Annotated in this window: 24 protein-coding genes and 3 pseudogenes; 8 read left to right on the top strand and 19 right to left on the bottom strand. The window is 65.7% G+C overall.

The features are described 5' to 3' along the window. Positions 1–217: 217 nt before the first annotated feature. From G6N53_RS05625 to G6N53_RS05585, 9 genes are read right to left on the bottom strand one after another with little or no spacing between them, the layout of a single operon-like run. Positions 218–874, bottom strand: a complete 657-nt coding sequence (locus G6N53_RS05625; RefSeq protein WP_163887605.1) for an Rv1363c family protein — start codon at positions 872–874, stop codon at positions 218–220. Then, the gene (locus G6N53_RS05620; RefSeq protein ID WP_163887604.1) at positions 844–2,394 is read right to left on the bottom strand and encodes an MCE family protein; all 1,551 of its coding nucleotides are present in this window, start codon (positions 2,392–2,394) and stop codon (positions 844–846) included. Before G6N53_RS05620 ends, G6N53_RS05625 begins: the two co-directional genes overlap by 31 nt. 3 nt (positions 2,395–2,397) lie before the next feature. Next, positions 2,398–3,579: a virulence factor Mce family protein gene (locus G6N53_RS05615; RefSeq protein WP_163887603.1), complete on the bottom strand. Its 1,182-nt coding sequence runs from the start codon at positions 3,577–3,579 to the stop codon at positions 2,398–2,400. Beyond that, positions 3,579–5,210: a virulence factor Mce family protein gene (locus G6N53_RS05610; RefSeq protein WP_163887602.1), complete on the bottom strand. Its 1,632-nt coding sequence runs from the start codon at positions 5,208–5,210 to the stop codon at positions 3,579–3,581. Before G6N53_RS05610 ends, G6N53_RS05615 begins: the two co-directional genes overlap by 1 nt. 13 nt (positions 5,211–5,223) lie before the next feature. Further along, a complete protein-coding gene (locus G6N53_RS05605) occupies positions 5,224–6,810 on the bottom strand; it encodes a virulence factor Mce family protein (RefSeq protein ID WP_163887601.1) in 1,587 nt (528 codons plus the stop codon). Then, complete coding sequence (locus G6N53_RS05600; protein WP_163887600.1) at positions 6,807–7,838, bottom strand: virulence factor Mce family protein; 1,032 nt, start codon at positions 7,836–7,838, stop codon at positions 6,807–6,809. Before G6N53_RS05600 ends, G6N53_RS05605 begins: the two co-directional genes overlap by 4 nt. After that, positions 7,835–9,058 (bottom strand): MCE family protein, encoded by a 1,224-nt coding sequence (locus G6N53_RS05595; protein ID WP_163887599.1) that lies wholly within the window; start codon positions 9,056–9,058, stop codon positions 7,835–7,837. The genes G6N53_RS05600 and G6N53_RS05595 overlap by 4 nt, the downstream gene beginning before the upstream one ends. 2 nt (positions 9,059–9,060) lie before the next feature. Further along, on the bottom strand, positions 9,061–9,942 hold the full coding sequence (locus tag G6N53_RS05590) for an MlaE family ABC transporter permease (protein WP_163887598.1): 882 nt from the start codon (positions 9,940–9,942) through the stop codon (positions 9,061–9,063). A 1-nt stretch (position 9,943) separates the two neighbouring features. Further along, on the bottom strand, positions 9,944–10,687 hold the full coding sequence (locus G6N53_RS05585) for an MlaE family ABC transporter permease (protein WP_163895500.1): 744 nt from the start codon (positions 10,685–10,687) through the stop codon (positions 9,944–9,946). Positions 10,688–11,772: 1,085 nt separating this feature from the next. Here G6N53_RS05585 and G6N53_RS30590 point away from each other — a divergent pair. Both G6N53_RS30590 and G6N53_RS05575 read left to right on the top strand, forming a co-directional pair. Then, positions 11,773–12,075: a hypothetical protein gene (locus tag G6N53_RS30590; RefSeq protein WP_163887597.1), complete on the top strand. Its 303-nt coding sequence runs from the start codon at positions 11,773–11,775 to the stop codon at positions 12,073–12,075. 61 nt (positions 12,076–12,136) lie between these two features. After that, the gene (locus tag G6N53_RS05575; protein ID WP_205390616.1) at positions 12,137–12,442 is read left to right on the top strand and encodes a hypothetical protein; all 306 of its coding nucleotides are present in this window, start codon (positions 12,137–12,139) and stop codon (positions 12,440–12,442) included. Positions 12,443–12,490: 48 nt separating this feature from the next. Here the strand turns inward: G6N53_RS05575 and G6N53_RS05570 are convergent, their stop codons facing one another. From G6N53_RS05570 to fadD5, 6 genes and pseudogenes are all read right to left on the bottom strand, one after another. Beyond that, positions 12,491–13,381: a mammalian cell entry protein gene (locus G6N53_RS05570; RefSeq protein ID WP_163887596.1), complete on the bottom strand. Its 891-nt coding sequence runs from the start codon at positions 13,379–13,381 to the stop codon at positions 12,491–12,493. Beyond that, entirely contained in the window at positions 13,348–13,929 is a 582-nt protein-coding gene (locus G6N53_RS05565) for an Rv1363c family protein (RefSeq protein ID WP_163887595.1), read from the bottom strand. Before G6N53_RS05565 ends, G6N53_RS05570 begins: the two co-directional genes overlap by 34 nt. After that, positions 13,926–14,912, bottom strand: coding sequence for an RDD family protein (locus G6N53_RS05560; protein WP_163887594.1), 987 nt, complete (start codon positions 14,910–14,912; stop codon positions 13,926–13,928). The genes G6N53_RS05565 and G6N53_RS05560 overlap by 4 nt, the downstream gene beginning before the upstream one ends. After that, complete coding sequence (locus tag G6N53_RS05555; protein ID WP_237166426.1) at positions 14,909–15,211, bottom strand: hypothetical protein; 303 nt, start codon at positions 15,209–15,211, stop codon at positions 14,909–14,911. Before G6N53_RS05555 ends, G6N53_RS05560 begins: the two co-directional genes overlap by 4 nt. 181 nt (positions 15,212–15,392) lie before the next feature. Then, positions 15,393–15,683 (bottom strand): annotated as a pseudogene (locus G6N53_RS30085) (MCE family protein); the annotation flags it as partial. Next, positions 15,671–17,374 carry a fatty-acid--CoA ligase FadD5 gene (fadD5, locus tag G6N53_RS05545; protein WP_163887593.1) on the bottom strand — a complete coding sequence of 568 codons (1,704 nt, stop codon included), beginning with the start codon at positions 17,372–17,374 and terminating at the stop codon, positions 15,671–15,673. The gene fadD5 and the pseudogene G6N53_RS30085, both read right to left, overlap by 13 nt. A 153-nt stretch (positions 17,375–17,527) precedes the next feature. Here fadD5 and G6N53_RS05540 point away from each other — a divergent pair. Next, a pseudogene (locus G6N53_RS05540) lies at positions 17,528–18,219 on the top strand (GntR family transcriptional regulator). Positions 18,220–18,238: 19 nt separating this feature from the next. Here the strand turns inward: G6N53_RS05540 and G6N53_RS05535 are convergent. Genes G6N53_RS05535 through G6N53_RS05525 form a run of 3 tightly spaced genes read right to left on the bottom strand, consistent with a single transcriptional unit; the run spans position 18,239 to position 20,090 of the window. After that, on the bottom strand, positions 18,239–18,679 hold the full coding sequence (locus G6N53_RS05535) for an SRPBCC family protein (protein WP_163887592.1): 441 nt from the start codon (positions 18,677–18,679) through the stop codon (positions 18,239–18,241). Then, complete coding sequence (locus tag G6N53_RS05530) at positions 18,679–19,404, bottom strand: DUF72 domain-containing protein (RefSeq protein WP_163887591.1); 726 nt, start codon at positions 19,402–19,404, stop codon at positions 18,679–18,681. Before G6N53_RS05530 ends, G6N53_RS05535 begins: the two co-directional genes overlap by 1 nt. A gap of 38 nt (positions 19,405–19,442) precedes the next feature. Next, a complete protein-coding gene (locus G6N53_RS05525; protein ID WP_163887590.1) occupies positions 19,443–20,090 on the bottom strand; it encodes a TetR/AcrR family transcriptional regulator in 648 nt (215 codons plus the stop codon). A 133-nt stretch (positions 20,091–20,223) separates the two neighbouring features. Between G6N53_RS05525 and G6N53_RS29815 the strand changes: the two are divergent. Next, a pseudogene (locus G6N53_RS29815) lies at positions 20,224–20,331 on the top strand (CAP domain-containing protein); the annotation flags it as partial. Here the strand turns inward: G6N53_RS29815 and G6N53_RS05520 are convergent. Further along, positions 20,316–20,693, bottom strand: coding sequence for a hypothetical protein (locus tag G6N53_RS05520; RefSeq protein ID WP_163887589.1), 378 nt, complete (start codon positions 20,691–20,693; stop codon positions 20,316–20,318). The pseudogene G6N53_RS29815 and the gene G6N53_RS05520 sit on opposite strands and share 16 nt — an antisense overlap. Positions 20,694–20,888: 195 nt before the next feature. On the opposite strand from G6N53_RS05520, the gene G6N53_RS05515 reads away from it, so the two are divergent. The 4 genes from G6N53_RS05515 (at position 20,889) to pntB (ending at position 24,599) form a co-directional block, all read left to right on the top strand. Then, positions 20,889–21,119, top strand: a complete 231-nt coding sequence (locus G6N53_RS05515; protein WP_163887588.1) for an antitoxin — start codon at positions 20,889–20,891, stop codon at positions 21,117–21,119. Further along, a complete protein-coding gene (locus G6N53_RS05510) occupies positions 21,106–21,453 on the top strand; it encodes a type II toxin-antitoxin system PemK/MazF family toxin (RefSeq protein ID WP_163887587.1) in 348 nt (115 codons plus the stop codon). The genes G6N53_RS05515 and G6N53_RS05510 overlap by 14 nt, the downstream gene beginning before the upstream one ends. 170 nt (positions 21,454–21,623) lie before the next feature. Further along, entirely contained in the window at positions 21,624–23,156 is a 1,533-nt protein-coding gene (locus tag G6N53_RS05505) for a Re/Si-specific NAD(P)(+) transhydrogenase subunit alpha (protein ID WP_163887586.1), read from the top strand. Between the two features lie 3 nt (positions 23,157–23,159). Further along, positions 23,160–24,599, top strand: coding sequence for a Re/Si-specific NAD(P)(+) transhydrogenase subunit beta (gene pntB, locus G6N53_RS05500; protein WP_163887585.1), 1,440 nt, complete (start codon positions 23,160–23,162; stop codon positions 24,597–24,599). Positions 24,600–24,636: the final 37 nt, after the last annotated feature.

Raw genomic sequence — 24,636 nt, 5'->3', positions numbered from 1 at the left:
TTCGCGAGCCGCGGATGGCGCGGCGGGCGACGACGACAACCGTCACCACTTGCACTAACTAACGTAACGATACCGGCAGTATCGCTATCAGTGGAGGCCAGGTGACGGACGGCAGCGCAGATTCCCCAATCCGTGCCGCGCGCCCTCACCGGCGCGCCACCCTCCACCGACCCGGCACACAATCGCGAGTACAGTGCTCGACTGGCTGCGCTAGCCCTTAAGAGTTGACTTGGTCGAGCTTGGCGATTTTGTAGGTCCCGTCGACCGGCGCCATCTGCACCCTCAGGCGGTAGCCCTGCTCCTGGTCGGCCGCCTCGGAGTTGGTCACCTTGACCCGTACTGCAACGAGCACGTCAATCGAGCCGTCGACGTTGTGTTTCTCGACGGCGGCCCGCATGTCGGAAACCTGCACCTGGACGTTCGCGGCGCGGTAGGCGTCGACGAGCATCCCGCTGTACAGCGCGGCCTGGGCGCCGAAATCCCCGGTCGAGCACTCGATGATCTTGGCTTGCCCTGTTGTCATCGTGGTGGTGTCCGGCGCCTGCGTGGCGGCGACGCACTCCTTGGCGGCCTGCAGCGCCCGCGTCCCGTCGACCGCGGACGCGGAACTCTCCTCTTGCGACCGCCACATCAGGTGGCCGCCGCCGACTGCGCCCGCCGTCAGTAGTACGAGCACGGTGCAGATCCCGACCAACCAGCCACGGCCCAGCCGCGACGGTCGTGGACCGCGGGTCGATGCCTCGACGGATTCGGGCTGCGGCGTGTCATCCTCGGCGATTGTGGTTATGGCGTCCGACGTTTCTGCGACCGACTCTTCGGATGTCTCATCAGCCTCGGCGGGGTTCATCCGCCGGGCGCCAACATGTCCTTCCATCCGTTGTCTCCTGGATCGCTTGAGTTGCTGACGGAGTAAGTGACTCCGTCGGGTCCGACTACCTCCCCGCTGGACGGGCTGTAGATGGCCGATGAGCCCGGTGCCGGAGTATAGATGCACGGGTTGGGTTGCTGTCCGCTGCACTGGACTCTGCCCTGGCCAGGCGGGCTGAGCGGGTCGCTGACGGGGACGGGAGGCGGCGGCAACTGGTCGGCGGGCAGCGGGTTCATGCCGTTGTTGACCGACGGCGCCGGAATGACTTGGCCGGGATTCGGCGGCTGGTCGCAGCGCGCACCAGGGGCCGGGCAGGACAGGATCTGGTTCGGATCTCCATACCACGGGTTGGTGCCCAGCGGCTGATACGGCTGGTCACTATGGCATTCGCGAGGCGTGGCGGCGCGCTTGCCGGGTACGTCGGCACATGGGTAGTTACGTGCTCCGCGGACAACATTGCCCTGGTAGTCCTTCGGGATCTTGCAATAAGTGTTCGACGGCAGCGGCGCCCTGCTGGTGTCGGCAAACGACCGCCACTCCGAGGCCGGTAGGAACCCGGTCAGGCACGGCGGCGGCTGGTTTATGGTCAAGTTGAAGTCGATCTTCGCCTGTCTGTCGAAGGGTGCCACGACGGATTGAGCGACGGCCGCGCCTTGAGGAAGGATGACTAGACCCTGCTCAAGCCCCTTGTTGTAGCGCTTGAGCATGTCGATCACGACCGCCAGGTTTGCCAGAGTCTGCGGCAGCGAGTCCCGCACCCCACTGAAGACGGCGTTCAGCTGATCGGCGGTGGGCGCGGCCTGTTGCAGACCGCTGCGCAGTGCCGCATCCTGCTCGGCCGACTGGGCGGCCAGGGTGTCGAGATTGCGCGACCATTGCTCGATGTTGTCCCCTGAGACGACCTGGCTTTCCAGGATCGGCGCCGAGTTCGCGATGACGTCGTTGACAGGGCCGAGGTTGTCGCGGAAGTCCTGGGCGATGCTGGTGGTCGAGTCCACCAAACGCTGTAGCGCCGGCCCCAGCCCGCCGACGGCCAGCGACGTCTCGGTCAGCAGGGAGTCGATCTTCTCCTTCGGCAACACCGCCAGGCCTTCGTTGGCCGCATCGAGCGCTGGACCGACTTCGCTGGGAACTGTGCTCTTGGTGATTGTCTGGCCGTCACTGAAGTACTGGTCCTGATCTCCCTTCGACACCAGGTCGAGGTACTGCTCGCCGATCGCCGACACCGAATGCACGTTGGCGGAGGCATCGACCGGGATCTTGTACTGGTCATCGATGCTCATCACCGCGCTGGCACCGGTCTCCGTAGGCTCGACGGCCGTGACCTTGCCGATCGTGGTGCCGCGGTATGTCACGTTCGCTGTCGCGTAAAGTCCGCCCGAGCGGGGCAGTTCGGCGTGCAGGGTGTACTGCCCAACGCCGGCCAGGCTGGGCAGCCGCAGATAATACAAGCCCAGCACGCTCAGCGCGATGACCGTCAGGATCGTGAAGAGAATCAGCTGGACCTTGATCATGCGAGTCAGCACAGCTCACTCACCCCTTTCGACCAGCGGCCCGCCGGGTGCGTCGTGCGGGTTCGGCGTGAAACGCACGTCCGGGATCATCGTCGCCGGATCGCGACCCCACGCCTGCTCCAGCGCACGCAAAGCCCCGGAAAACCCAGTTCCCGTGAGAAACGCGTTGTCTACCGTACTCAGCGTCAAGTCAATTGTCGCCGAGACGTTGACGTAGTCGCCCCGGATTAACTTGGGGATCCCCTCGATAGGAAACGGCGCCGTCAACAGCAGCTTCAGTGCACCGATCAGGTAAGGAGACGCACGGCCGAGCTGTTTGAGGGGCCGCTGCAGATTCTGCAGGTTGGTGTTGAGATTGCCGCTTAACTGCGACACCGTCTCGTCGGTGACCGCGCTGAACCTACCCAGGGCCTGGATCGCGTCGGCAAAGAGATCCCGGGTCTGGGCGAAATGCTCGATCAGCGGCGGGAACTCGGTGAGCACCCGGTCGAGCGTGTCGTTGCGGCTCGCCACGATGTTGAGCAGCCGGTTAGTCGAGTCGATGGCGCGGGTGAGGTCGTTGCGCTGCTGGTTTAGCTCATCGGTGAAGGTATCCAGCCGAGTCAGGAACTCGCGGATCTGGTCGGCGCGCCCGGTTAGGAGGTTGTAGACCTCGGTCTGGATCACCTCGAGGTTCGGGATGCCCCCGCCGGTGAGGATCGTACCGATGCTGGCCAGCACCCGCTCGGTGGTCGGGAACGCCGACGAGTCCTTCAATGGGATGGTGTCGCCGGCACGCAACTGTTCAGAGGTCGGGTCCGGCGGAGCCTCCAACTGGATGTGCTGCGAACCCAGCAGGCTGGTCTGCCCGATCTTGGCCAGCGCGTTGGAGGGCAACTCGACGCCGGGCTGTATACCCAGAGTGAGTGTCGCGACCCAGTTCTTCAGCTCGATCGACCGGACGGTGCCGACGAAGACGTCGGCGACGCGGACGCGGCTGTTGACGTTGAGCGCCAACGTGTCCGGCATCTGCACATAGATAGTCATCGCGTCCCCCGTGGTGCCCGGGCCACCCGGGAGCGGAACGTTGGCGATGCCCTTCCACGATCCGCACGATGTCAGCACAACTGCGGTCACGGCCAGCACTGCCGTGCGGCGAGCTATCCGATGGAACCGTCGGGTCGCCCGTGTCTTCTGATCGGTGCGTACGCGGCTCATCAGCGACCTCCTGCTTCGGCGGGCAGCGGTGGTCCGGCCGGGGCAGGCGCAGGTCCGGATCCCAGGCCCGACAGCGGCGATCCGCCCGGATCGCCCGGGACCACACCAGGCGCCGGAGCCGGTGGCGGACCAGGCTGGGGGTACCACGGCGGAGGCAACGGATTGCGCTCGTCGTAGGCGTTCGGCGGGCCGGGCAGCTTGCCGTTCGGCTGCACGCCAAACGCCGGCGGCGCGGCCGGGATAGGTGCGTCCGGTCCGCCGAGTAACGCGGCCAGCGAGTCGGGCGTGAGCATGTTTGCGGTGAACGGCTGCACGTCCACACCCTGCATGCCTGGCGCGGCCACCCAACCTGGCTCGTGGTTGCCATGGGAGAACAATGTGTCCCGGGAGAAAATGCCCGGCACGGTGGTGTCCTTGTAGCCAGGCGGCGGCTGCAGACGGGACTCCGAGTACGCGATCTGCTTCGGCAACGTCGTCGCGGTGTTGATCGGATTCAGGCCGAACGGCAGGTGGTTGAATTTGATCGCGTCCAAAATCGGTGCCAGGTACTGCGCGCACAACTCTGCCGACTCCTGGTAACCGAGCCGGCTGCCGGCCTGAATCGCGCTGCACACGAACTGCATTGGGTTGGCAAATGACGCAATCGCCGGTGCGGCTGACAGATTGCCGCGGTTCGGTTCGTAAATGTTCAGAAGATTTGCACCGTAGTGCGGAAGCACGTGCAGGGCTGTCTCCAAACCATTGCGCGGCTCGGGCTGCAGGATCGCGTTCGTGACGTCCGCGAGGTTGTCAATATCGGTGGTGAGCACCTCGCTGTTCTCGTCGAGGAACTCGCGCGTGGTGTTTAGCAGTTCGTTGAGGTCCTGCAGCGCGATCGCCAGTTCCCGGTCTGTGTTGGTGAAAGCGTTGGTGAACTGGGCGAGATCGTCGTTGAGCGCGACGAACTGCTGATCGCTGCGATGCAGTGCGTTGACAAACAGCGCGAGGCTCTTCACCACGCCGAAGAAGTCGCCGCGGCCCTCGTTGAGGGTCACCAAGGCTTCGGACAGGCTGTTCAGCGTGGCGTTGAGTTGCTGTCCCTTGCCGGACAGGCCATCGGCGAACGACTCGATCACATCACCGAACGGACCCTTGGGCTGTTCGGGTGTCGGACCCAAATCGGTCAGGATGCGGTCGATCGAGTCCCTTAGCTCGTCATACTCGACGGGTACCTGGGTGCGCTCAAGCGGGATCACGGCGCCGTCCTTCAGCACCGGGCCGCCAGTATAGGGCGGCGCCAACTGGATGGTGCGCGACGCCACCAGGCTCGGGTTCAGTATCGACGCGGTAGCGCTGGCCGGGACCTTTTGCTTCTCTTCATAAGTAAAGGTCACCTTCATCCTGTCGCCTGCCGGTTCAATCTTGTCAATCGTCCCGACGCGCACGCCCATGATCTCGACCTTGTCCCCCGGATACAGCGCCAGCGTGTCGGTGAAATAGGCCACGACGGTGTTGGTCGTCAGCTTCGTGTACATGTTCCAGCCCACGACCGCGGCCGTCAGCGCCAGCACCACGACGAGCGCGCCGACGATCACGGAAGCCCGGGACATGGTCGGCACCTTCAGGTTTCCCATGTTGAAGATCGTTGGCATCTATGTGACCCCGTCATTGTTGTGGTCCGGGCGGGAGGAACGGCGGATTGCCCGGGAGCGGTGGAGTGCCAACCGGCGGAAGCTGCTGGCCCGGTCCCGGCGGTGGCGGCGGCCCCGGCAGCACCGTTGGCAGCGGCGCCAGGGTGGCTTGGCCACCCTGCTGCGTCGGACCGGGGAACGGTCCGGGCAGCTCGTGGCGTGCGCCGGGCGGCCCGGGGGCGATCGGCACCGGGGTGCCTGGGACTGCGGGAGCGGGTTGTCCCGGAATGCCGGCGCTGGCAATGCCAGGCGTGGGCGGCAATCCGTTCGGGTTGGGCTCGGAGGTCGCCACGTTGGGTGTTCCATAGTAGTTCGGCCCGAACGGGTTGTCGCCGAAGGGGCCGACCGTCAGGTCGGCGCACGGCAACGGGTTACCAGGGGTGGGCACGCCGTCCGCCGGTGGCGTGTACGAGCAAGGCGAGCCGGGTATCACGGCCGGACCGGGGAATTCTGGCGTGCCTTCAATCGGGGTTGGCGCCGGGGGCGGGGCGCCGTTGGGGAAGCGCGTCCCGTTCGGATCCGGGAACCGGAATGCCGGCAGGCCGGCGTTGCGCCAGAACTCCTCGGGATCGATACCGCGCTTCTGGAAGGCGGCGTCGACGAACGGCTGCAAGACCTGGTAGGGCAAGAGGTTGGCGAGTAGCACCTTGAAGTACGGGCCCGACCCGATGGACTCAGCCAGCGACGCGGTGAATTTACTCAGCGTGGTTAGCACGTCGACCAAGCCGAGCTTGCGCTCCACCAGAATTTCGCTGACCGTCCGGACCTGCTCGAGCACCCTGTTGAGGTTGGGGTTGTCATCGATCAAGCCCTTGACCTGGTCGGAGAAGGCCGAGACCCGTTCGAGCAGCATGCTTACCGCGTAGCTGCGTTCGTTGATCGCCGAGAGCAGGGTCTGGGCGTTGACCAGCAGCTGATTCACCTGCTGGCTGCGATCTCCGAGAATGCCGGCGATCTTGTTGGCATTGCTCAGCAGCTGCTTGATCTGGCCATCGCGTTTTCCGATCGTGTCGGAGAAGCGGGCAACGCCGTCGAGCGCGGCACTTAGGTGCGGGTAGGTCTGGTCGACCGTCTCAGATAACACGTTCAGCGACTGCTTGACCGTGGTGGTGTCCCATCCCGACGCCGCCTTCGTGACGTCGAAAAACGCGTCGTAGATCTGATAAGGGGTGGTGGTCTGGCCGAGAGGCAGGACACCGTTGGCGCCCAATGGCTGCAACCCGCGGGGCTCGATCTCGAGGTTCTTTCGACCCAGGATCGTGTCGGTGCGAATGGCCGCGCGGCTGTCGATGCCGATCTGTGTGCTCCCGAGGGTGTAGCCCACCAACACTTTGTCGCCCTCGATGTCGGTTGAGGTCACCTGGCCGACATCCACGCCGGCGATGCGGACCTTGTCACCTGGATTGATGCCGCCGGTGTCGGCGAACTGCGCGTAATACTTGGGCTGTGCGAACAATATCGGCACACTGGCGAAGCTCTGCCCTACGCCGATGACGAGTACCAAGATGAGGAGGCCCTTGATCCCGCCGCGGACCCGGTTTGACCCTTCAAGAGTTCTCATTGCGCTGTGCACCTCCCCGAGGGCTGCTTGGTGATGTTCACCGTGCGGACCGGCCCGCCGGGCTGTAGACCGTTAAGCTGCAGCGAGATGTCGCAAAGGTAAAAGTTAAAGAAGTCGCCGTAGATGCCGCCGGCCCGTCCGACGATCTTCAGCGCGTCGGGCAGCTTGATCAGGAGGTCATTTAGCTGTGCCTTCCGATCGATGAGAGGTTGCAGGGTGGCCTCGAGGTAGCCGACAGAGTCCTGTAGCAGCGGTCGATTGTCCGACAGCAGGTCGGCGACCGTGCCGGCGGCGTCGCTGATGTCACCAACAGACGTCGCGATTGGGTCGGCGCGGTTCTTCAGCCCGGCGATCAGTTCTTCGAAGTTCACCAGCGTCTCGTCGAACTGCTGCTGGTGGCGGACCGTGGTGTCGAGCACGGTGTTGAGGTTGCGGATCACCTCACCGATCACCTGGTCTCTGTCGGCCAGGGCCGCGGTCAGCGACGCTGTCTGATCCAGAATGTCTGTTATGGTGCCGCCCTGGCCCTGGAAAATCGTGATGATCGACTGGGCGATGTTGTTGACCTTCTCGGGATCGAGCGCCCGGAAAAGGGGGCGGAAGCCGCCGATCAGCGCGTCGAGGTCGAGCGCGGGCTCGGTACGCTCCAAGGGGATGATGCCACCGCCGGCCATCCGTCGGTCGCTGTCGCCTCGCTTGAGCTCCAGGTAGCGGTCGCCGATCAGGTTGAGGTATCGCACCGAGGCGGTGGTCTCGTCGAACAGCGGCAACTCCCTGTCCACTTCGAAATCGACCTTCACTCGGGTACCCCCGTCCAGTAGCGCGACCTTGGAGACCTTGCCGACCTCCACGCCGGCCGCTCGGACGAATTGTCCAGAGCGCAGACCACTGGCGTTGCTGAAGATGGCCGAATATCCGGTCGTGCGGTCAAAGCGCAGCTGCCCGAACACCACAATGATCACCGCAGTGAAAAGCAGCAGAACAAGAGAAAAGGCGCCCAACTTGATCGCAGTACCTGTGATTTTCATGGATTGATCGTGTACTCCCCAATCTGGCGACCCCAGATGTACTCGGTGGCGAGCGGCTGGCCCAGCTCAAAATGGTTGTATGGGGCGATCGAGGCACCGGTGTCCATCACGAGGTACGGCGCCGGCCACAGGTCGCGCGTCACCGGCTGCCAGCAACCCGGACGACCCTCCGGTCCACCCTTGGCATTCACCCGCGGCAAATTGTCCGGATACACATATGGGTTCTCGGCGCCGACGAGGGCTGACCGGGTGTTGAGGGAGTAGCCGTTGGCGCCGCCGACTGCGTCTGTGACCTTCGGTTCAACGTCGTGGTAGTTGCGAACGGTGCAGAACAGCGCCGGGCTGTATTCGTCGAGCAGGGCCGATGTGGGTAGCAGATCTTCCACGCCGCGCACCAGATATGGGCCGCCGCGCTCCAGGACATCCCCGCCGACGTTGCCGAACCCGACCGCGGCCATAAGGGCCTGATCGAGGTTGCCGCGCTGCTCGTTGAGGGTGCGCGCGGTGGTGACTGCGTTCTCCAGCCCGTCGAATAGGTCGGGAGCGGCCGCGGCGTACACATCACCGAGGTCAGCTAGGGCCTCGGTGTCACGGCGGATCTGCGGCATCCGTGGATTGATGTCGGCCAAGATCGCGTTTCCGTCGATGATTGACTCCCCGAACCGGTCACCCAGCCCGTCGAGCGCCTGCGCCGAAGCGGTGAGCGTCTGATTCAGCTTCACCGGGTCGACCTTTTCGGCCACCGACACCACGGTCTCGAACAGCGTGTTGAACTCTGTAGTCACGTTCCGCACGTCGATCACGTCACTGCTCGTGATGCGCTTGGACTGCGGATCGGGGGGCGTGGTGAACGATACGTACTTGTTGCCGAACACCGTGGTCGCCGAGACATCGGCAACGACGTTGGCCGGAATCAGATCGATGTACTTCGGATCCACATCGAGGGTGATCATCGCCTCGGGCTGGTCACCCACGTTCACGGCGACGACGTCGGCGACCCGGCCGATCTCGACCCCGTTGTAGGTAACCTTGGATCCGGGGTCCATCACCAGGCCGGCGCGCGCGGCTCTTAGGGTGAGCTGTTCGCGAGGGGTGAAGGCGCCGCGGAATTGGAACCACACCAGCGTGGCCACCAGCCCAAAGACGAGGAGAAGTACGAGGCCGGCTAGCTTGTACGGCGGCGTGCGCGGCTTGTTCAGTGGGAAGCGCGGGTCAGCCATGGCTACACCGTCAGGTTGAAGTTGGGGTCGGTCCCGTAAAGCGCCAGTGAGGCGAACAGGACGACAAGGACGATCGCGATCAGTGAGGCCCGCATCGAACGACCGACGGCCTCGCCGACGCCCACCGGCCCACCGCTGGCGTTGTAGCCGTAATAGCAGTGGTTGAGCATGACGATCACGGAGATGATCACCGCTTGCACGAACGACCACCCGACGTCGTCGGCGCGCAGGAAAGTGCGGAAGTAGTGTTCGTAGGTTCCGGTCGACTGGCCGTAGAACAGCGTCGTGGTCACTTGCGCGGATAGGAACGACATGATGATCGCCATTGCGTAGAGCGGGATGATCACCACGAAGCCCGCCAGGACCCGCGTCGAAACCAGATACGAGATGGACTTGATGCCCATGACCTCCAGTGCGTCGATCTCTTCACTGATACGCATGGCGCCCAACTGGGCGGTGGCGCCAGCGCCGACGGTTGCGGCAAGCGCCACACCGGCCACCACGGGTGCGGCGATACGCACGTTGACCAGTGCGGCGAAGAACCCGGTGAAAGCTTCGACACCGATGTTGCCCAGCGAGGCAAAGCCCTGGATCGCGATAAGCGAGCCGCCCGAGAGGGTGACGAACCCGACAATCGCCACCGTGCCGCCGATCACTGCCATCGCGCCGGTTCCCATTCCGATCTCGGCGATCAGACGCAGCATTTCCTTGCGGTAGGACCGTACGGCGTGGCCGATCGACCCGACCGCGGTGACCACAAACCAGGCGATCTGGCCGACACCGTCCAGTCCGCGCGCAGGTGCGGCGACGACCTTCTGGGCGCGGCCGTAGCTGCGCGGGAAGCGCTGACGCAGCACCGTGCCGGTGTTGGTGGATGCACCCATGTCAGCCACCGGTTCCGAATCGAACGCCGATCGTGGTCATGACGACGTTGACAGCGAAGAGCGCGATGACACAAAGCACGAGGGTCTCGTTGACCGCGGTGCCCACGCCCTTGGCGCCGCCAGAAACCGTGAGACCGCGGTAGCAGCCGACCAATCCGGCGATCAAGCCGAATGTCAGCGCTTTGACGATCGATATGATCACCTCCGGCAACCCAGTGACCAGGGTCAGTGTCGACACGTATGCGCCCGCTGAGATGTTCTGGATGTAGACGCCGAACACGAAGCCCCCGACCAGGCCGATAGTGATTACCGCTCCGTTGAGCAGAAAGGCAACGAACGTCGATGCGATCACCCGCGGAACGACGAGCCGGTGGATGGGGTCAATGCCGAGAACTTCCAGGGCGTCGATCTCCTCACGGATGGTCCTGGCGCCGATGTCAGCACAGATCGCGGTGGACCCAGCTCCCGCGACCACAAGAACGGTGACCAGCGGTCCGAGCTGGGTGACCGCACCCAGCGCAGCACCGGCGCCGGAGACATCGGCGGCGCCGAACTCAGCCAAGAGGATGTTGAGTGTGAAGATGATGAGCACCGTCAGCGGGATGGCGACCGCAACGGTAGGCAGGAATGCCACCCGCATCAGGAACCAGGCCTGAAGGATGAACTCGCGCGTCTGGAAGGGCGTACGGAACAATGCCTTGCCCGTGAGGACGCACATCTTCACGAAGCCGCCAACCGCTTCCATGCCCGGTTTTGCCTGGTCGCGGGCGTAGTCGAAGAGGCCCGATTTCTGAGATATCACCGGCGGGGCCTCATGATCTGACCGAGGACGGCATCGCCACAAATGCGGCGTAACAGCGGAGCATGTCGCACGTCCTTACCTTTCCGGCACGTCAGGGGTTGTGATCTGCGGCCACCCTACCGGTTGGTAGTGAGGCGGCTCACCGGACTGTACCCGATCGTGGCCGCGCGGATCAGTAAATACAAGAGCCGCTTTAAGTACGCCCCAGCGAAGACTCCGTCGCAGGATAGTCTCGTGCTGAGATTGCCGGAACCATTGGCGCATAGGAATTGTCGACATCGTCAACAAAGCACGGCGCATCGACTCCGAGCCTGCAGCTACGTGGTCCAGATATCCGGTGCCGTGAGGCACTGCGAGAGGCCAGCTTCTCGATGAAGTTCGTTGACTTCCGGTCAAGTGGGAGTGCCGCGCCGATTTGCCCGACGCTGTCAGCGCTACAGAATCCTCGGCCGACCTGTCTAGCGGGCGAGTCGATGAGGGGTAGCTGACGATCGGGGGTGCCCACGACGAAAGTCCTCGACTTCGGTGCATTGGTCGTTCTCGCCGCAGGAGAGGATGGTGCCCTTGGGGACACTGCCGGCCGACGGCACTGGGAACCCGCCGGCGAAGGCTTCCCTGAAGGCCCCTCGCGTACGGCACCGGAGGTTTACCCGTGGAGGTGGACATCTGATCGCGGGACTGCTGGCCCTGCGGGGAGGACGTTCCCGTGTCGGGAAACCGCAAGAGGCCGAGTTCGCGGTGATCCGCATGAGCGGACTGTTAGAAGTAGCACTGTGAGAGGGTATCGCGGTCTGGGTCCAGCACGTGGCGTACGGCGCAGGCGGCGGGCCGTCGCCGTCCCGCCAGCGCCGCGCAGCGATCGACGCGAAGGTCGCGCAGTTTCACGACGCCTCCGATCCGGTATACGGCGCACGGCTTCACCCTGGTCACCACGGTGATCTCCCGGGACGTACACCGACACAAGGACTGGGTGCCCTGGGGTTGACCGCGGCGAATTCGACAGAGTCTGGACATCGGAGATCACCTATTTGACCACCGACGAAGGCGAGCTAGCCAACCTGTGCGCGGTCCGTAACGGCTGCTCACGGCGAGTTCTGCGCTGGGCCGTGGAGGATCACCTGCGCACCGCGCTGTCGATGACGATGCGCGGGATGCTGCCCAGGAAGGTCATCTTCCACGCCGATCGCGGTGCCCTAAGAACTAAGGCGGATTCAAACCTGCGGTCGCAATTTGTCGTGATCGCGAGCGTTGTTGATCGGCTCGCACTTCCGCCGGTGTTCTCCAGCCGAGCTTTCCGGGGCCGCTTGCTGAGTGCGTCAGCAACCGCATGAAATTTCCGGTGGGATGCTGCGGGCGGTCTTCGCAGGAACGGGCGCGGTGTCCGGCCTCCGCGTGACAGCGTCGTCCGGACGGCAGACCAGTGTTCTCGTCTGGGCCAGGGGATGGCGAGATCAGGGACGTGTGCTGCGGGTGTGGCCGGGTTGCCGGGCTGCCGGGCTGCCGGGGCTACCGCACGATCGCCGCGCGTTGCGGAGCGGACCGCAAACCGTGCGCCGTTACATCGAGACCGCGCAGGGAGCTGGTGTGCACCGCGGCGATGGCGTCGAGGCTGTCGACGACGGGTTGATCGGGGCAGTCGCCGATGCGGTACGCCCAGATGGCCACGGCGCGGCGTGGGAACAGCTGTCGGGGTTCTAAGACCAGATCACCGCGTGGGTAGCCGGCGACGGAAAAGCCGCGGCGATGCTACAGCTGCGGCGTCAGATCGAACGATGTCACGGTGGTCATGCGGGTGATTAGCCACTCACTACCGTCACGCTGCAGCGTCAGCCGGTAGGACAGGTAGCGCAGCGACGGGATGTTCTTGGTCACCGGGCTCGTCGCCACCGAGTTGGTGTAGACGAGCGCGGTCGCCTCCGGGGGGGGCCCGGACGAGACTCCAGGCGACGCAACGGATTCGACTGCGGCTCCCTTCACTTCTGTGGTGTTGGTGACCTGCGCCTGCTTGTTGGGTTCAACGATCGCGTCGATGTAGCGGCGGTACTCCTCGGCGAAGTCCCCGCCGAGATAGCGGGACGCTCGGGCGGCGAGCGTGCCCATGTCATCAGGCGTGTACGTCCACAGTGTGGTGATCGCCTTTGCGGCGGTACGCGCAATGTCGAGTTTCGTGTCTACAAGCGCGCGCTCGGCCAGGTACGGCTGTGCCATCGCGCCTGCGAACGCACCTCCACCGACGAACAGCACCGAAGCGGCGACAGCGGCGACCATCAGGCGCTTGCCTGCAGGCCGGTGCGCAACGCGCGTGACCTGCTCGGCAGGGGCCTCGCCGACTTCGGAAGGTTCTGTGCCGGCATCCTTGGCGGGGCCGTCCACCGCGGCACTGCCGGAATCCTGCTGTTTCACGACGGTTCTCGGTCCCCGAGCACCTTTACCGACGGGCGTCTTCGGCTTGTCCCGGGGTACCGGATCGTCCGTCTCGGTCGGCACCACTGCGGATTTCCCGGCCGCATCGAGATCCCGACGTCGCCGGAAAATGCCCCGACGGTGCTGCTTCGGCGCAGCCTCGGGCGCGGCGCCGCTGGCCGCAGCGGCGTCCTCGGCGGTCAGATCACCTGTATGAGGTTGCTGATCTTCCACTGCTGTCCCTCCTTGATCGTCGTTGCGACCCAGCGGCTTCCGCTCTCGATCGTCGACTTCCCGTCTGGCGTTGTCGAGGTGACCTTCGTCGCGAGCAGCACGTCAGCACTCCCGTCGTCATGCCACCGCTCCACTCCGGCCTCGAGCACCGTCCCGGTCGAGGGCTCCGACCGCGCCACCTGGATCAAGATGGCGTCCAGCCGCTCCTTGAAGATCCTGGCGAACTCTCCCGTACCCTGCGCGAGGATGCGGTCGGCGTAGGCGTTGGCGTTGAATGGGTCCAGCGACATGTACATAGTCATGAACTCGCGCGCATATCCTAGCGCCGCGGCATCGTCGAGTGCGGCCCGCCGATCGGCCTCGTGCCGCACCAGCATCAAGCTGCTCGCCGCGACCGCAGCCGTCACCAAAACGGCGGCCACGGCGGCCACCAGCGGCAGCCCCCATCGCCGAGGCGGTTTGGGCTCGACGTGGAAGTAGTCAGGACGGAGTAATGGTTGCGCGGCTCTGGTATCCGCGGACTCGTCGAACCTGCGAAGCGGGCTCACTGGCCGGCCTGATTCATCAGAGGCTTCTTCAGCACGGTCAGGTTGGCGACCTTCCACTGCCCGTCCGGCGACTTGTCGAAGTCCACCCGAACTGTGGCGGTGATGAACTTGAGGTCCTCGGCATTCGTCCCGCGCTGGCCCTGCATCGCCAGCAGCATCGACCCCTCCTGCGGGGTCACCTCGGGCATGGTCAGGACTGCACTGCGCACCGCCCAGTACTCGTTCGTGGTCGCTTCACCGTTTTGCACGGCCTGTTGTTGGGCGATCAGCTGCGGCCGGTACTCGTCGGTGGTCAACGTCTGCGCTCGAGCAAAGTCCTCAGGCAGGGTATCCACCCCGTAGCTGAGCATCTCCTCGACGATCCGGGGTCCCTGCTCCGCGATCTGCAGCCGCGCCTGGTCCACTGCACGCTCGTGGCGGTAGATCACCGCGTAATTGAGACCCACCGCCGCCAGGCACAGTACCGCTGCCGCGATCAGGAGCCACGCCACGAGTCGGCGCACGTTCCGTTCCGGACGCCCGACGCGTGGTACGTCGGTGCGTGCCAGCAGGTCGGCGAACGTTCGGCGGCGCCGGTCCCACAGCGGCCACAGCCAGCCGACCAGCAGGACCAGTGTGTCCAGCAGGTGAGCGAGCTCCCGCAGGGTCAACCGCAGGACGCCGACGGAAAGGTCGGCGTCACCGCGGCGCACGGCGATACCGAACAAGGCACGCCCCAACGTCCATCCGGTGGCCACGGGCAGCACCAGCCGGTTGACCGCCATCGCGAACAGGGTCAGCGCGGCGACGGCGGTGAAGACCCAGCGCGCCCAGCTGTCCGCGGGTGTGGCCAGCGCCAGCAGCGCCATCGTAGTGACGATCCCGGCACCGGGCAGGGTGTCCACCGCAAAAGCGCCCGCACGGGCGGCCCACGATGCCAGCCGCGCGTCCCGTGTCGGGACGTCGGCCGTGGAGTGCGGTTTGATGGCGAGCGTGGCCGTCACAAGATGTCCTGATCCAGCCTGGCGATTCGGTGCTGGCACTCGTCCTCGGGCATCGACGCCCGCAATCGGTACCCGAGCTGCTGGTCGGCGGCGTCGGCATCAGTGATCTCGACCCGCACCGGCACGAGCACATCAATTCCGTCGTCGTTGTGCCGGTCGACAGCCGCCCGCAGTTCGTCGACCGCCACGGTAGCAGTGGCCGCCTCGCAGGCCTCGGCGATCACACTGGCGAAGAGTCCGGCCTGCACGCCGAAGTCGCCCGTCGAACACTCGCGGATCTTCGACTGGCTGGCGGTCATGGCTGCGGTGCCTGGCATATGCGTTGCCGCCCGCACTCCTTGGCCGCCTGCAACGCCGGTTCATTCGAGCGTGCGAGTGTCGCGGGGTTGTGGGCGGCTATCTCGTCCAGCGCGCCAATGATCGGGCCGAGACACCTCTTCGTTCGGGGAGGGTGCTGGCGACTCGTCCGTGGGTTCGGCCGGCCGGTGCCGGCATCTCCTTCCATCCGTCGTCTCCTGACTTGCTCGAGTTACTGACGTTGATACCCGACACCGTTAGGACCGACAACCTCACCGCTGCTGGGGCTGTATGCCGCAGTGCTGCCGGGTGGTCCCTGAGCCGGAGTGTAGATACCCGGGTTGAGCTGCTCTCCTCTGCAGCAGACGGTACCCGAGCCGGGCGCCTCACCGGGTCACTGACCGGTGCCGCCGACTCCGGCGGCGGCAACCGACCTGCGGGCAGTGGGTTCATCACGTTTTTCACTGACGGCGCGTCCCAGTTGAAACCGTTGGCGGAGTGGAACTTTCGCGCGCGTCAATCAATTGTTTCCCGCCGAACCGCGACCTCAGTTCCGTCTTGAGAACCTTGCCGGCAGGGTTACGTGGCAGCGCGTCGACCACTTCGATCGCCTTCGGGTGTTTGTAGCGGGCGAGCCTGCCACTGAGGAACTCGTCCAGATCCGCCGGTCCAGTCGTGTCCCGATTCGTCGCTCCCAGCGAACTCCGCAGGACGACCACAGCAACCGGTACCTCCCCCCATCGGGGGTGGGCGCGGCCGATCACGGCGACCTCGACGATGTCCGGGTGGGCGGCCAGAACGTTCTCGACCTCCGCGCAGTAGATGTTCTCGCCGCCGGAGATGATCATGTCCTTTTTACGGTCGACCACCCAGATGTAACCCTCGTCGTCCTGACGTACCAGGTCACCGGAGTGGAACCAGCCCCCGGCGAAGGCTTCGGCGGTGGCCTCGGGGTTGTTCCAGTAGCCCGCCATCAGGGTCGGTGCCCGGTAGACGATCTCGCCGACCTGTCCCCCCGGGACGTCGTTCATGTCTTCGTCGACGATCCGCGCGGACACGGTCGGGATCACCTTGCCCACCGAACCGAGCTTGCGCAGTGCGTCCTCGCCCAACAGCATGCAGGTGACCGGTGACATCTCGGTCTGGCCGAAGGCGGCCAGGATCTGCGCGCCGGGGAAGGTCTGGGACATGTCCCGCAGCAGGGTGTCCGACGCCGGCGCGGCACCCCAGGACAGCGTCCGCAGCTTCAGCGTGCGCGGGTTGGCGCGCTGGGCGGCGCACACCGCCTGCCACTGGGCGGGCACCAGGAAGATCCCGGTCACCTGTTCGGCCTGCAGGACGTCGAGCAGCTCGCCGGGGTCGAACGCACCCAACGGGTAGAGCACCGTCGGGCGGCCGAGCAGCAACCCGAAGATGGTGTTGCCGACGCCGGCGATGTGGAACAGCGGCACCCCGATGAAGCCGATGTCGTTGTTGATGTCGGCGCCGTTGGTGAACAGGTGCGTCATCGCCTGCCCGGCGAGATTTTTGTGGGTGAGCACCGCACCCTTGGGGCGGCCCGTGGTGCCGGAGGTGTACATGATCAACGCTGGTGAGTCGTCCGGGATGTCGACGGCAGGCGCGTCGGCCCCCGGCTCGGCGAGCAGCGCCTCGTAGTCCAGGGCGGCATCGTCCGGATCGGCATCGTCGGTCTGGGCGTCCGAGCCGGCGACGATCAGCGTGGCCAGGCTCGGGTCCACCTCGCGCACCCCGACGGCCACAGCAGCCAGCACCGATTCGGTGACCATGACGCGGGCCTGGCAGTCGGAGACGAGGTAGGCGATCTCCGACGGCGTCATCCGGAAGTTCACCGGCACCGCGATCGCCCCGAGCTTGTTGACCGCCAGGACCGACTCGATGAACTCGGTGCGGTTGAGCATCAGGATCAGGACCCGGTCGCCGAACTCGACGCCCCGCCGGTGCAGCGCCGCCGCCAGCGCGCTCACCCGGCGGTCGAGCTCACGCCAGGTAATGGTGTGGCCCAGGAATCGCAACGCGGTGCTGTCGGGCTGCATCAACGCGTGCCGGGCGAGCTGGTTGGTCCAATTCTGGCGACGTGCCAGGTAGGGCTGCTCGGTCACCGGGCCGGACGGGCCGGATGCAAACGGGCCGGGAACCGCGGTCAACGTCTCGTTCTCTCCATCGTCTGCGCAAGCGAAGGGTTGCGGGAGGCTGATATTTGATCAAACATGGTGTTGCCTCGGTCACACTATGGCTCCGGCGGCGTCAAGACAACCTCTTGCGCGCCCTCGTCACAACCAGCGGGAGGGGCCGCAGAAGTGAACACCCTCGCCCGCCTCGGTCCGACCGGAACGGTGCGGCGCGAACAACTCTCCGACGAGGTGGCGGCCCGGCTGCGCGCCGAGATCATGACCGGAGCGCTGCGGCCCGACACGTTCATCCGTCTCGACGAGACCGCCGCGCGCCTAGGGGTGAGCATCACGCCGGTGCGCGAGGCGCTGCGCACGCTGCGCGGCGAGGGCATGGTCGAACTGGAGCCGCACCGTGGCCATCGGGTGGTGCCGCTGACCCGGGCCGACGTCGAGGACATCTTCTGGCTGCAGTCGACGATCGCCGCGGAGTTGGCGGCCACGGCCACCGAGCGCATCACCGATCACGACATCGACGAACTCGTCCGGCTCAACGACCGGTTCGCCGCTGCGGTCGAACTTCGGGATCCCGACGAGATCGCCCGCGCCGAGCTCGCGTTCCACTGGACTTTCAACCAGGCCAGCGGACGGGTCAAGCTCGCGTGGTTCCTGCTGCACACCGCGCGCCACCTGCCTCCGCAGGTCTTCGCGACCGATCAGGGCTGGGGCGCCGGCGCCGTCGCCGGGCACGCGAAGCTGATCGACGCGCTGCGCCGACGCGACGCGACGCGGAGTCCGTTGTCGCGCTGACGAAGAGCCAGTTCACCGACGCCGCGTCGCGACTGATCGCCTGGCTGGACCAGGCCGGACTGTGGGACTGAGGGCGGGCGCCCCGCGGGGCTACGTCGCGGCGAGCTGCTCGGCGCGTGTCTTCAGATTTTCAGCCAGGTAGTCCAGCGTGTCGCCGATGACCTTCTTGACCATCGGCTTGGGGATCGGCAGCTTGGTCTCGACATCGAGGTCGACGGTCAGCAGCGAGGTAGGACCCATGGCCACCACCGAGAACTTCTGTTCCTGCTTGTCGAAGTGGTCGCCCTGCTGCAGCACCGTGAAGATCTGGTTCTCGCCGGGGTAGTACACGGCGGAGATGAACGTGCCGGCCAGCCCCTGCACGGTCACGTCGAGCCGCAGCTGGCTGGGCCGTCCGTCGTCGTAGCGGGCCAGCACCCAGCAGCCCTTGATCTCCTCGTTCCACTGCGGGTAATTCTCGAAGTCGGCAACGATCGCCATGATCGACTCCGCCGCGGCTGACACTTCGACCGTCTTGCTCACCAGAGGCATCAGCAGAGCATATCGAGCAGATCCCGGGCATTGCGGACCGCATTGCCTCCACCGTCATTGTTGAAGTACGCCAGCACATCCCGGCCCTGGGCGTCCCACTCCCGGATCCGTTCGGCCCACCACCGAAGGTCGTCAGGGCTGTAGGAACCGCCGTAGAGCGCATCCGGGTCGGGTCCGTGGAGTCGCACGTACACGAACTTCGCCGTCGCCTTGAGGATGCACGGCAACCCGGCGCCGCTCATCACGACGTACGCCGCCCCGTGCTCTTCGAGCAGGTCGTAGACGTCCGGGTGATCCCAGGACGGGTGGCGGAACTCGACGGCGACGGGGATGTGCCCCGGCATGGCGGTGAGGAACTGGTCGAGCAACGCGTCGTCACGTTCATGGGCTGGGTGCAGCTGCACCAGCATCGCGCCGCTCCGGTCGCCGAGTTCTGCCCAGCCACGCTCCAGCCGCTCGATCCACACCTGCGGGGACTTCAGTCGGCGCGCGTGGGTGAGGCCGCGGGCCGCCTTGACCGACATCGTGAAGCCCGGTTCCAGTTGGTCGCGCCACCGGGCGAACCCGCCGTCGCGCGGCCAGCGGTAGAAACTGCCGTTGAGTTCGACGGTGTCGAATTCGGCGGCGTAGCGCTGCAGCCACCGCGACGCCGGCAACCCCGGTTCGTAGAGCACCCCGACCCAGTCCCGGTAGGACCAGCCGGAGGTGCCGATGCGGATCGTCATCGGGGATGGATACCCCGTCGAGTCGGTTCTTGCGCGCCTCAGGTGGTGGCGACGTCGACCCCGAGTGGCGCGCTCTGCCGCACCGACTCGTCGCGGATCAGGCCGCGCAGCAGCGCGGTGCTGAACTCGACGGCGATCTCCTGGGCGGTCCGTCGGCCTTGCGGCCGCAGCCACCGGTAGGAACCGAGGGTCATGCCGATGTATCCCAGGGCCAGAACGTGCGAGTCGCAGTCGTAGAACTCCCCGCTGGCGATACCGCGGTCGATCACGTCGCGGACGTGCTCGTAGACCTGGGCTTCCTTCTCCCGGATGTAGTCCACCTGCTCTTCGGTGAACCACTCCGTGATGTAGGGGCCCTCCTGGAAGTACACGGCCGCGCGTTCGATGTTGCTTGCGATGCCGACCAGCAGCCGCCGGGTGAAGTGATAGATGGTCTCCCGCGCCGACGCCGACGGATCGTCGTGCAGCGCGTCGACGGTGAAGTCCGCGGCACCTTTGTAGATGTCGTAGAGGATCAGCGCCTTGCTGGCGTAGTAGTGGTACACCGTGGCCTTGTTCAGGCCGACCGCTTCTGCCACGTCGTCCATCCGGGTGCCGTGGTAGCCGCGCGCGGCGAACAACTTGGTGGCGACCGCCAACAACTCCTCGCGCCGGGACATCCCGTTGGTGGTGACAGCTTCAGACATGGCGACTCACTATAGGCAGGCCCCGGACCACTCCGAGGTCGACTAACTGGTTGGTGCAGTGTAGGCCGTTGCTATGTTGTCGCGGGCGCAGCCGGTCTAGACTCCAGCCAGACAAATGGGAGGTATCGCGGTGGACCCGAATCCCGATTACGACGCAAGCGACGAGCTGGAGTACGGCATCAACTGGTTCGCGTGGATCCTGCGCGGGGTGTACCCGCCACCCGCCTACCCGCCGGTGTGATCCACCCGGCCACTGCGCCGGAGCCGCTGCTCGAGCACCCACGTCAGGGTGCGACGGGCCACGTCGTCGACCTCGGATCGTCCCACCCGCACCGCGACTGACACCCGTTCCCGTACCTCGCTGCGCCAGTCCCGCTCGGGCACCGGTTCACGGTCGGGCGGCCATTCGATGGGCGGCTCGGCCGCGACGACCGCCGGCGGCAGCGTCAGCGGTCGGGAGTCCTCGCCGTAACACTCGCCGCACTTGCGGCAACGCACCTCGTAGCGCAGCGCGCCCGAAGGCCCTGTCTCGATGAAGACGTAGTCCGCCACCGACACGCACCGCGGGCAGCGTGCGAGTCCTCGTTCGACCACCTTGCTCATACCGACATCGTGGGGCCCGCACGGCGCGCCGCGTACCTGCAGGCAGATGTCGATGCCGGATCGGTGCCGTTTCGAGATCAGCGCCGGTTCAGTCGTGTTGGCCGTTGTCGGCCGTGGCCGTCGCGCGATGGGCTGTCGTTGATGCACCCCGGATATCACCCTGCTACCACATTCCTACTGGAGTAGCATTCTGGCATGAAGCTAAGCGTGAGCCTCTCCGGCGAGGACATCGCCGTCTTGGACGACTACATCAGACGCACAGGACTACCGTCGCGCTCAGCCGGCGTTCAACGCGCGGTACAAATGCTGCGCTATCCGTCGCTGGGCGAGGACTACGCCGAAGCATGGGCGGAGTGGTTCAGCACTGAGGGCTCCGAGGCATGGGACGACACCGTGAGTGATGGCGTGGCCGATGCTGCGCGGTGAGATATGGCAGGTCAACCTAAATCCCGCACTCGGTAGCGAGGCGAACAAACAACGCCCGGCGGTCATCGTGAGCAATGACCGGGCGAATGCGACCGCAACACAGCTCGGACGCGGGGTCGTCACCGTCGTACCGCTAACGAGCAACACTGAAACGGTCTTTCCGTTCCAAGTGCTCCTACCGGCGACCGTGAGCGGCCTACGGGTCGACTCCAAAGCTCAGGCCGAGCAGGTCAGATCTATTGCGACACAACGGTTACTCCGGCGTGTTGGCCGAGTACCCGTCGATGAGCTCCGTGCCATTGACGAGGCGCTGAGGCTTCACCTCGCGCTCTAGCTTCGACGCCGACCCCTTCACAACTGCGTCAGAACCTCACCATCCCGCGAGATAGCACTACCAGCAGACTTCTACACTGACGTATTCCACCCGTCCAATGACAAGCTGTGTCGGGGCGCCTCCGCGCGTCCGACCGCACCGTGAGCGAAGCCTAGATCGGATCGATATCGATGATCATCGGGATACCGAAAGAGTCCCTGCCTGGTGAAACGCGTGTGGCTGCCACCCCGCAGACGGTCGGGCAACTCATCAAGCTCGGCTACGACGTCGTCGTGGAGGCCGGTGCGGGCAGTGCGTCGAGCTTCTCCGACGAGGCGTTCACCGAGGTCGGCGCCGACGTCGGATCCACTGAGCAGGTGTTGGCGGCAGACGTGGTGTTGAAGGTCAACGCTCCGAACAGCGCCGAGATCGCGACCCTGCGGGACGGTGCGACGGTGATCGGGCTGATCTCACCGGCACTGAAGCCCGAGCTGGTCGAGGAGCTGTCGTCGCGGCCGATCACGGTTCTCGCGATGGATGCGGTGCCGCGCATTTCCCGGGCGCAGTCGCTGGACGTGCTGTCGTCGATGGCCAACATCGCCGGCTATCGCGCCGTCGTCGAGGCCGCGCACGCGTTCGGCCGGTTCTTCACCGGGCAGGTCACCGCCGCGGGCAAGGTGCCACCGGCCAAGGTGCTGGTCGTCGGCGCAGGGGTGGCCGGTCTCGCCGCAATCGGCGCAGCCGGCAGCATGGGCGCCGTCGTGCGGGCCACCGACCCCCGGCCCGAAGTTGCCGACCAGGTCAAATCGCTGGGCGGGGAGTACCTGTCCGTCGACCCTGCGGCGGCGGAGGTGTCGGCTACCGGCTACGCCAAGGAGATGGACGACGACTACAAGGTCCGCGAGGCGGCGCTGTACGCCGAGCAGGCAGGCGACGTCGACATCATCATCACGACCGCGCTGATCCCCGGAAAGCCCGCGCCGCGGATCATCACCGCCGACATGGTGGCCTCGATGAAGTCCGGCAGCGTCATCGTCGACATGGCGGCAGCCAACGGCGGCAACGTCGAGGGCACCGTCAAGGACCAGACCGTCGTCACCGACAACGGTGTCACGATCATCGGCTACACCGACCTGGCCGGCCGGCTGCCCGCCACCGCGTCGCAGCTGTACGGCACGAACCTGGTCAACCTGCTGAAGCTGCTGACCCCGGAAAAGAACGGACAGCTCACCCTCGATTTCGAGGACGTGGTGCAGCGCTCGGTGACCGTGGTCCGTGACGGTGAGGTCACCTGGCCGCCACCGCCGGTGCAGGTGTCGGCCGCTCCCGCCGCCAAGGCCGCTGAGCCGGTCGAAGTGAAACCGGCCAAGAAGCCGATGACGACCGGGCGCCGCCTGGGGGTGGCCTTCACCGTCGCGGCGGCACTGTTCGCCCTGATCGCGCTCTCGCCGGCCGCACTGCAGTTTCACCTGATGGTCTTCGCGCTGGCGATCGTCATCGGCTACTACGTCATCGGCAACGTGCACCACGCGCTGCACACCCCGCTGATGTCGGTGACCAACGCGATCTCCGGGATCATCGTCGTCGGCGCGCTGCTGCAGATCGGGCACGGCGACAACGTCATCACCGGGATCGCCTTCGTGGCGATCCTGCTCGCCAGCATCAACGTCTTCGGCGGCTTCGCGGTGACGCGCCGCATGTTGTCCATGTTCTCGAGGAGCTGACCCATGCTTACGCTGGAAAACACCGCCACCGCGGCGTACGTCGTCGCGGCCCTGCTGTTCATCCTGGCGCTGGCCGGGCTGTCCAAGCACGAAACCTCTAAGGCCGGCAGTAGTTTCGGCATCGCCGGGATGGCTGTGGCGCTGATCGCGACCATCGCGCTGGCGCTTGCCCGCGACATCGAACCCATGGGCCTGGCGCTGCTGATCGTCGCCATGGTCATCGGGGCCGTGATCGGGCTGTGGCGGGCGAAGATCGTCGAGATGACGGGCATGCCCGAGCTGATCGCGCTGCTGCACTCGTTTGTCGGTCTGGCCGCGGTGCTGGTCGGCTGGAACGGCTACCTGCACGTCGAGGGCGACCCGGGCGGCGCCGAAGCCCTCCAGCTGGCCCAGGAGGGCATGCTCGGTATCCACTCGGCCGAGGTGTTCATCGGCGTCTTCATCGGCGCGGTGACGTTCACCGGCTCCGTGGTCGCCAACCTCAAGCTCTCCGCCCGGATCAAGTCCGCGCCGATGATGCTGCCCGGCAAGAACATGCTGAACGTCGGCGCGCTGGTGGCGTTCTTCGCACTGACGGTCTGGTTCGTCATCGACCCGACGCTGTGGCTGCTGGCGGTGGTCACCGTGCTCGCTCTGCTGCTCGGCTGGCATCTGGTGGCCTCGATCGGCGGCGGCGACATGCCGGTCGTGGTGTCGATGCTCAACAGTTACTCCGGCTGGGCCGCAGCGGCTTCGGGCTTCCTGCTGGGCAACGACCTGCTGATCATCACCGGAGCGCTGGTCGGTTCGTCCGGCGCCTACCTGTCCTACATCATGTGCAAGGCGATGAACCGGTCGTTCATCTCGGTGATAGCCGGCGGCTTCGGGATAGAAGCCGGGCCCGCCGATGACACCGACTACGGCGAGCATCGCGAGATCAACGCCGACGGCGTCGCCGAACTGCTCAGCACGGCCACGTCGGTGATCATCGCCCCCGGCTACGGGATGGCCGTCGCCCAAGCTCAGTACGGCGTCGCCGACCTGACCCGCAAGCTGCGCGAGCGTGGCGTGGACGTCCGCTTCGGCATCCACCCCGTCGCCGGCCGGTTGCCCGGCCACATGAACGTGCTGCTGGCCGAGGCCAAGGTGCCCTACGACATCGTCCTCGAGATGGACGAGATCAACGACGATTTCGACGGCACCAGTGTCGTGCTGGTCATCGGTGCCAACGACACCGTCAACCCGGCGGCGTCCGAGGATCCCGGCAGCCCCATCGCAGGGATGCCGGTGTTGACGGTGTGGAACGCCGACAACGTCATCGTGTTCAAGCGTTCCATGGCCTCGGGCTACGCCGGCGTGCAGAACCCGCTGTTCTTCCGGGAGAACACCCAGATGTTGTTCGGGGATGCCAAGGACCGCGTCGACGCGATCAACGCCGCGTTGTCGGTCGCCGAAAAGGTCTAGCCGGTCAAGGCCGCGTCACGCATCCAGCGCGCTTCGG

It is taken from the genome of Mycolicibacterium hippocampi (assembly GCF_010723735.1).
Classification (GTDB): domain Bacteria; phylum Actinomycetota; class Actinomycetes; order Mycobacteriales; family Mycobacteriaceae; genus Mycobacterium; species Mycobacterium hippocampi.
This window is presented reverse-complemented; position numbering and strand designations above follow the sequence as displayed.

Coding starts and splice junctions, on each gene's coding strand:
- G6N53_RS05625 (WP_163887605.1), bottom strand. CDS start 874: ATGGAAGGACATGTTGGCGCCCGGCGGATGAACCCCGCCGAGGCTGAT.
- G6N53_RS05615 (WP_163887603.1), bottom strand. CDS start 3,579: ATGAGCCGCGTACGCACCGATCAGAAGACACGGGCGACCCGACGGTTC.
- G6N53_RS05610 (WP_163887602.1), bottom strand. CDS start 5,210: ATGCCAACGATCTTCAACATGGGAAACCTGAAGGTGCCGACCATGTCC.
- G6N53_RS05605 (WP_163887601.1), bottom strand. CDS start 6,810: ATGAGAACTCTTGAAGGGTCAAACCGGGTCCGCGGCGGGATCAAGGGC.
- G6N53_RS05600 (WP_163887600.1), bottom strand. CDS start 7,838: ATGAAAATCACAGGTACTGCGATCAAGTTGGGCGCCTTTTCTCTTGTT.
- G6N53_RS05595 (WP_163887599.1), bottom strand. CDS start 9,058: ATGGCTGACCCGCGCTTCCCACTGAACAAGCCGCGCACGCCGCCGTAC.
- G6N53_RS05590 (WP_163887598.1), bottom strand. CDS start 9,942: ATGGGTGCATCCACCAACACCGGCACGGTGCTGCGTCAGCGCTTCCCG.
- G6N53_RS05585 (WP_163895500.1), bottom strand. CDS start 10,687: ATGGAAGCGGTTGGCGGCTTCGTGAAGATGTGCGTCCTCACGGGCAAG.
- G6N53_RS05555 (WP_237166426.1), bottom strand. CDS start 15,211: ATGACCGCCAGCCAGTCGAAGATCCGCGAGTGTTCGACGGGCGACTTC.
- G6N53_RS05535 (WP_163887592.1), bottom strand. CDS start 18,679: ATGCCTCTGGTGAGCAAGACGGTCGAAGTGTCAGCCGCGGCGGAGTCG.
- G6N53_RS05530 (WP_163887591.1), bottom strand. CDS start 19,404: ATGACGATCCGCATCGGCACCTCCGGCTGGTCCTACCGGGACTGGGTC.
- G6N53_RS05525 (WP_163887590.1), bottom strand. CDS start 20,090: ATGTCTGAAGCTGTCACCACCAACGGGATGTCCCGGCGCGAGGAGTTG.
- G6N53_RS05520 (WP_163887589.1), bottom strand. CDS start 20,693: ATGAGCAAGGTGGTCGAACGAGGACTCGCACGCTGCCCGCGGTGCGTG.
- G6N53_RS05515 (WP_163887588.1), top strand. CDS start 20,889: ATGAAGCTAAGCGTGAGCCTCTCCGGCGAGGACATCGCCGTCTTGGAC.
- G6N53_RS05510 (WP_163887587.1), top strand. CDS start 21,106: ATGCTGCGCGGTGAGATATGGCAGGTCAACCTAAATCCCGCACTCGGT.
- G6N53_RS05505 (WP_163887586.1), top strand. CDS start 21,624: ATGATCATCGGGATACCGAAAGAGTCCCTGCCTGGTGAAACGCGTGTG.
- pntB (WP_163887585.1), top strand. CDS start 23,160: ATGCTTACGCTGGAAAACACCGCCACCGCGGCGTACGTCGTCGCGGCC.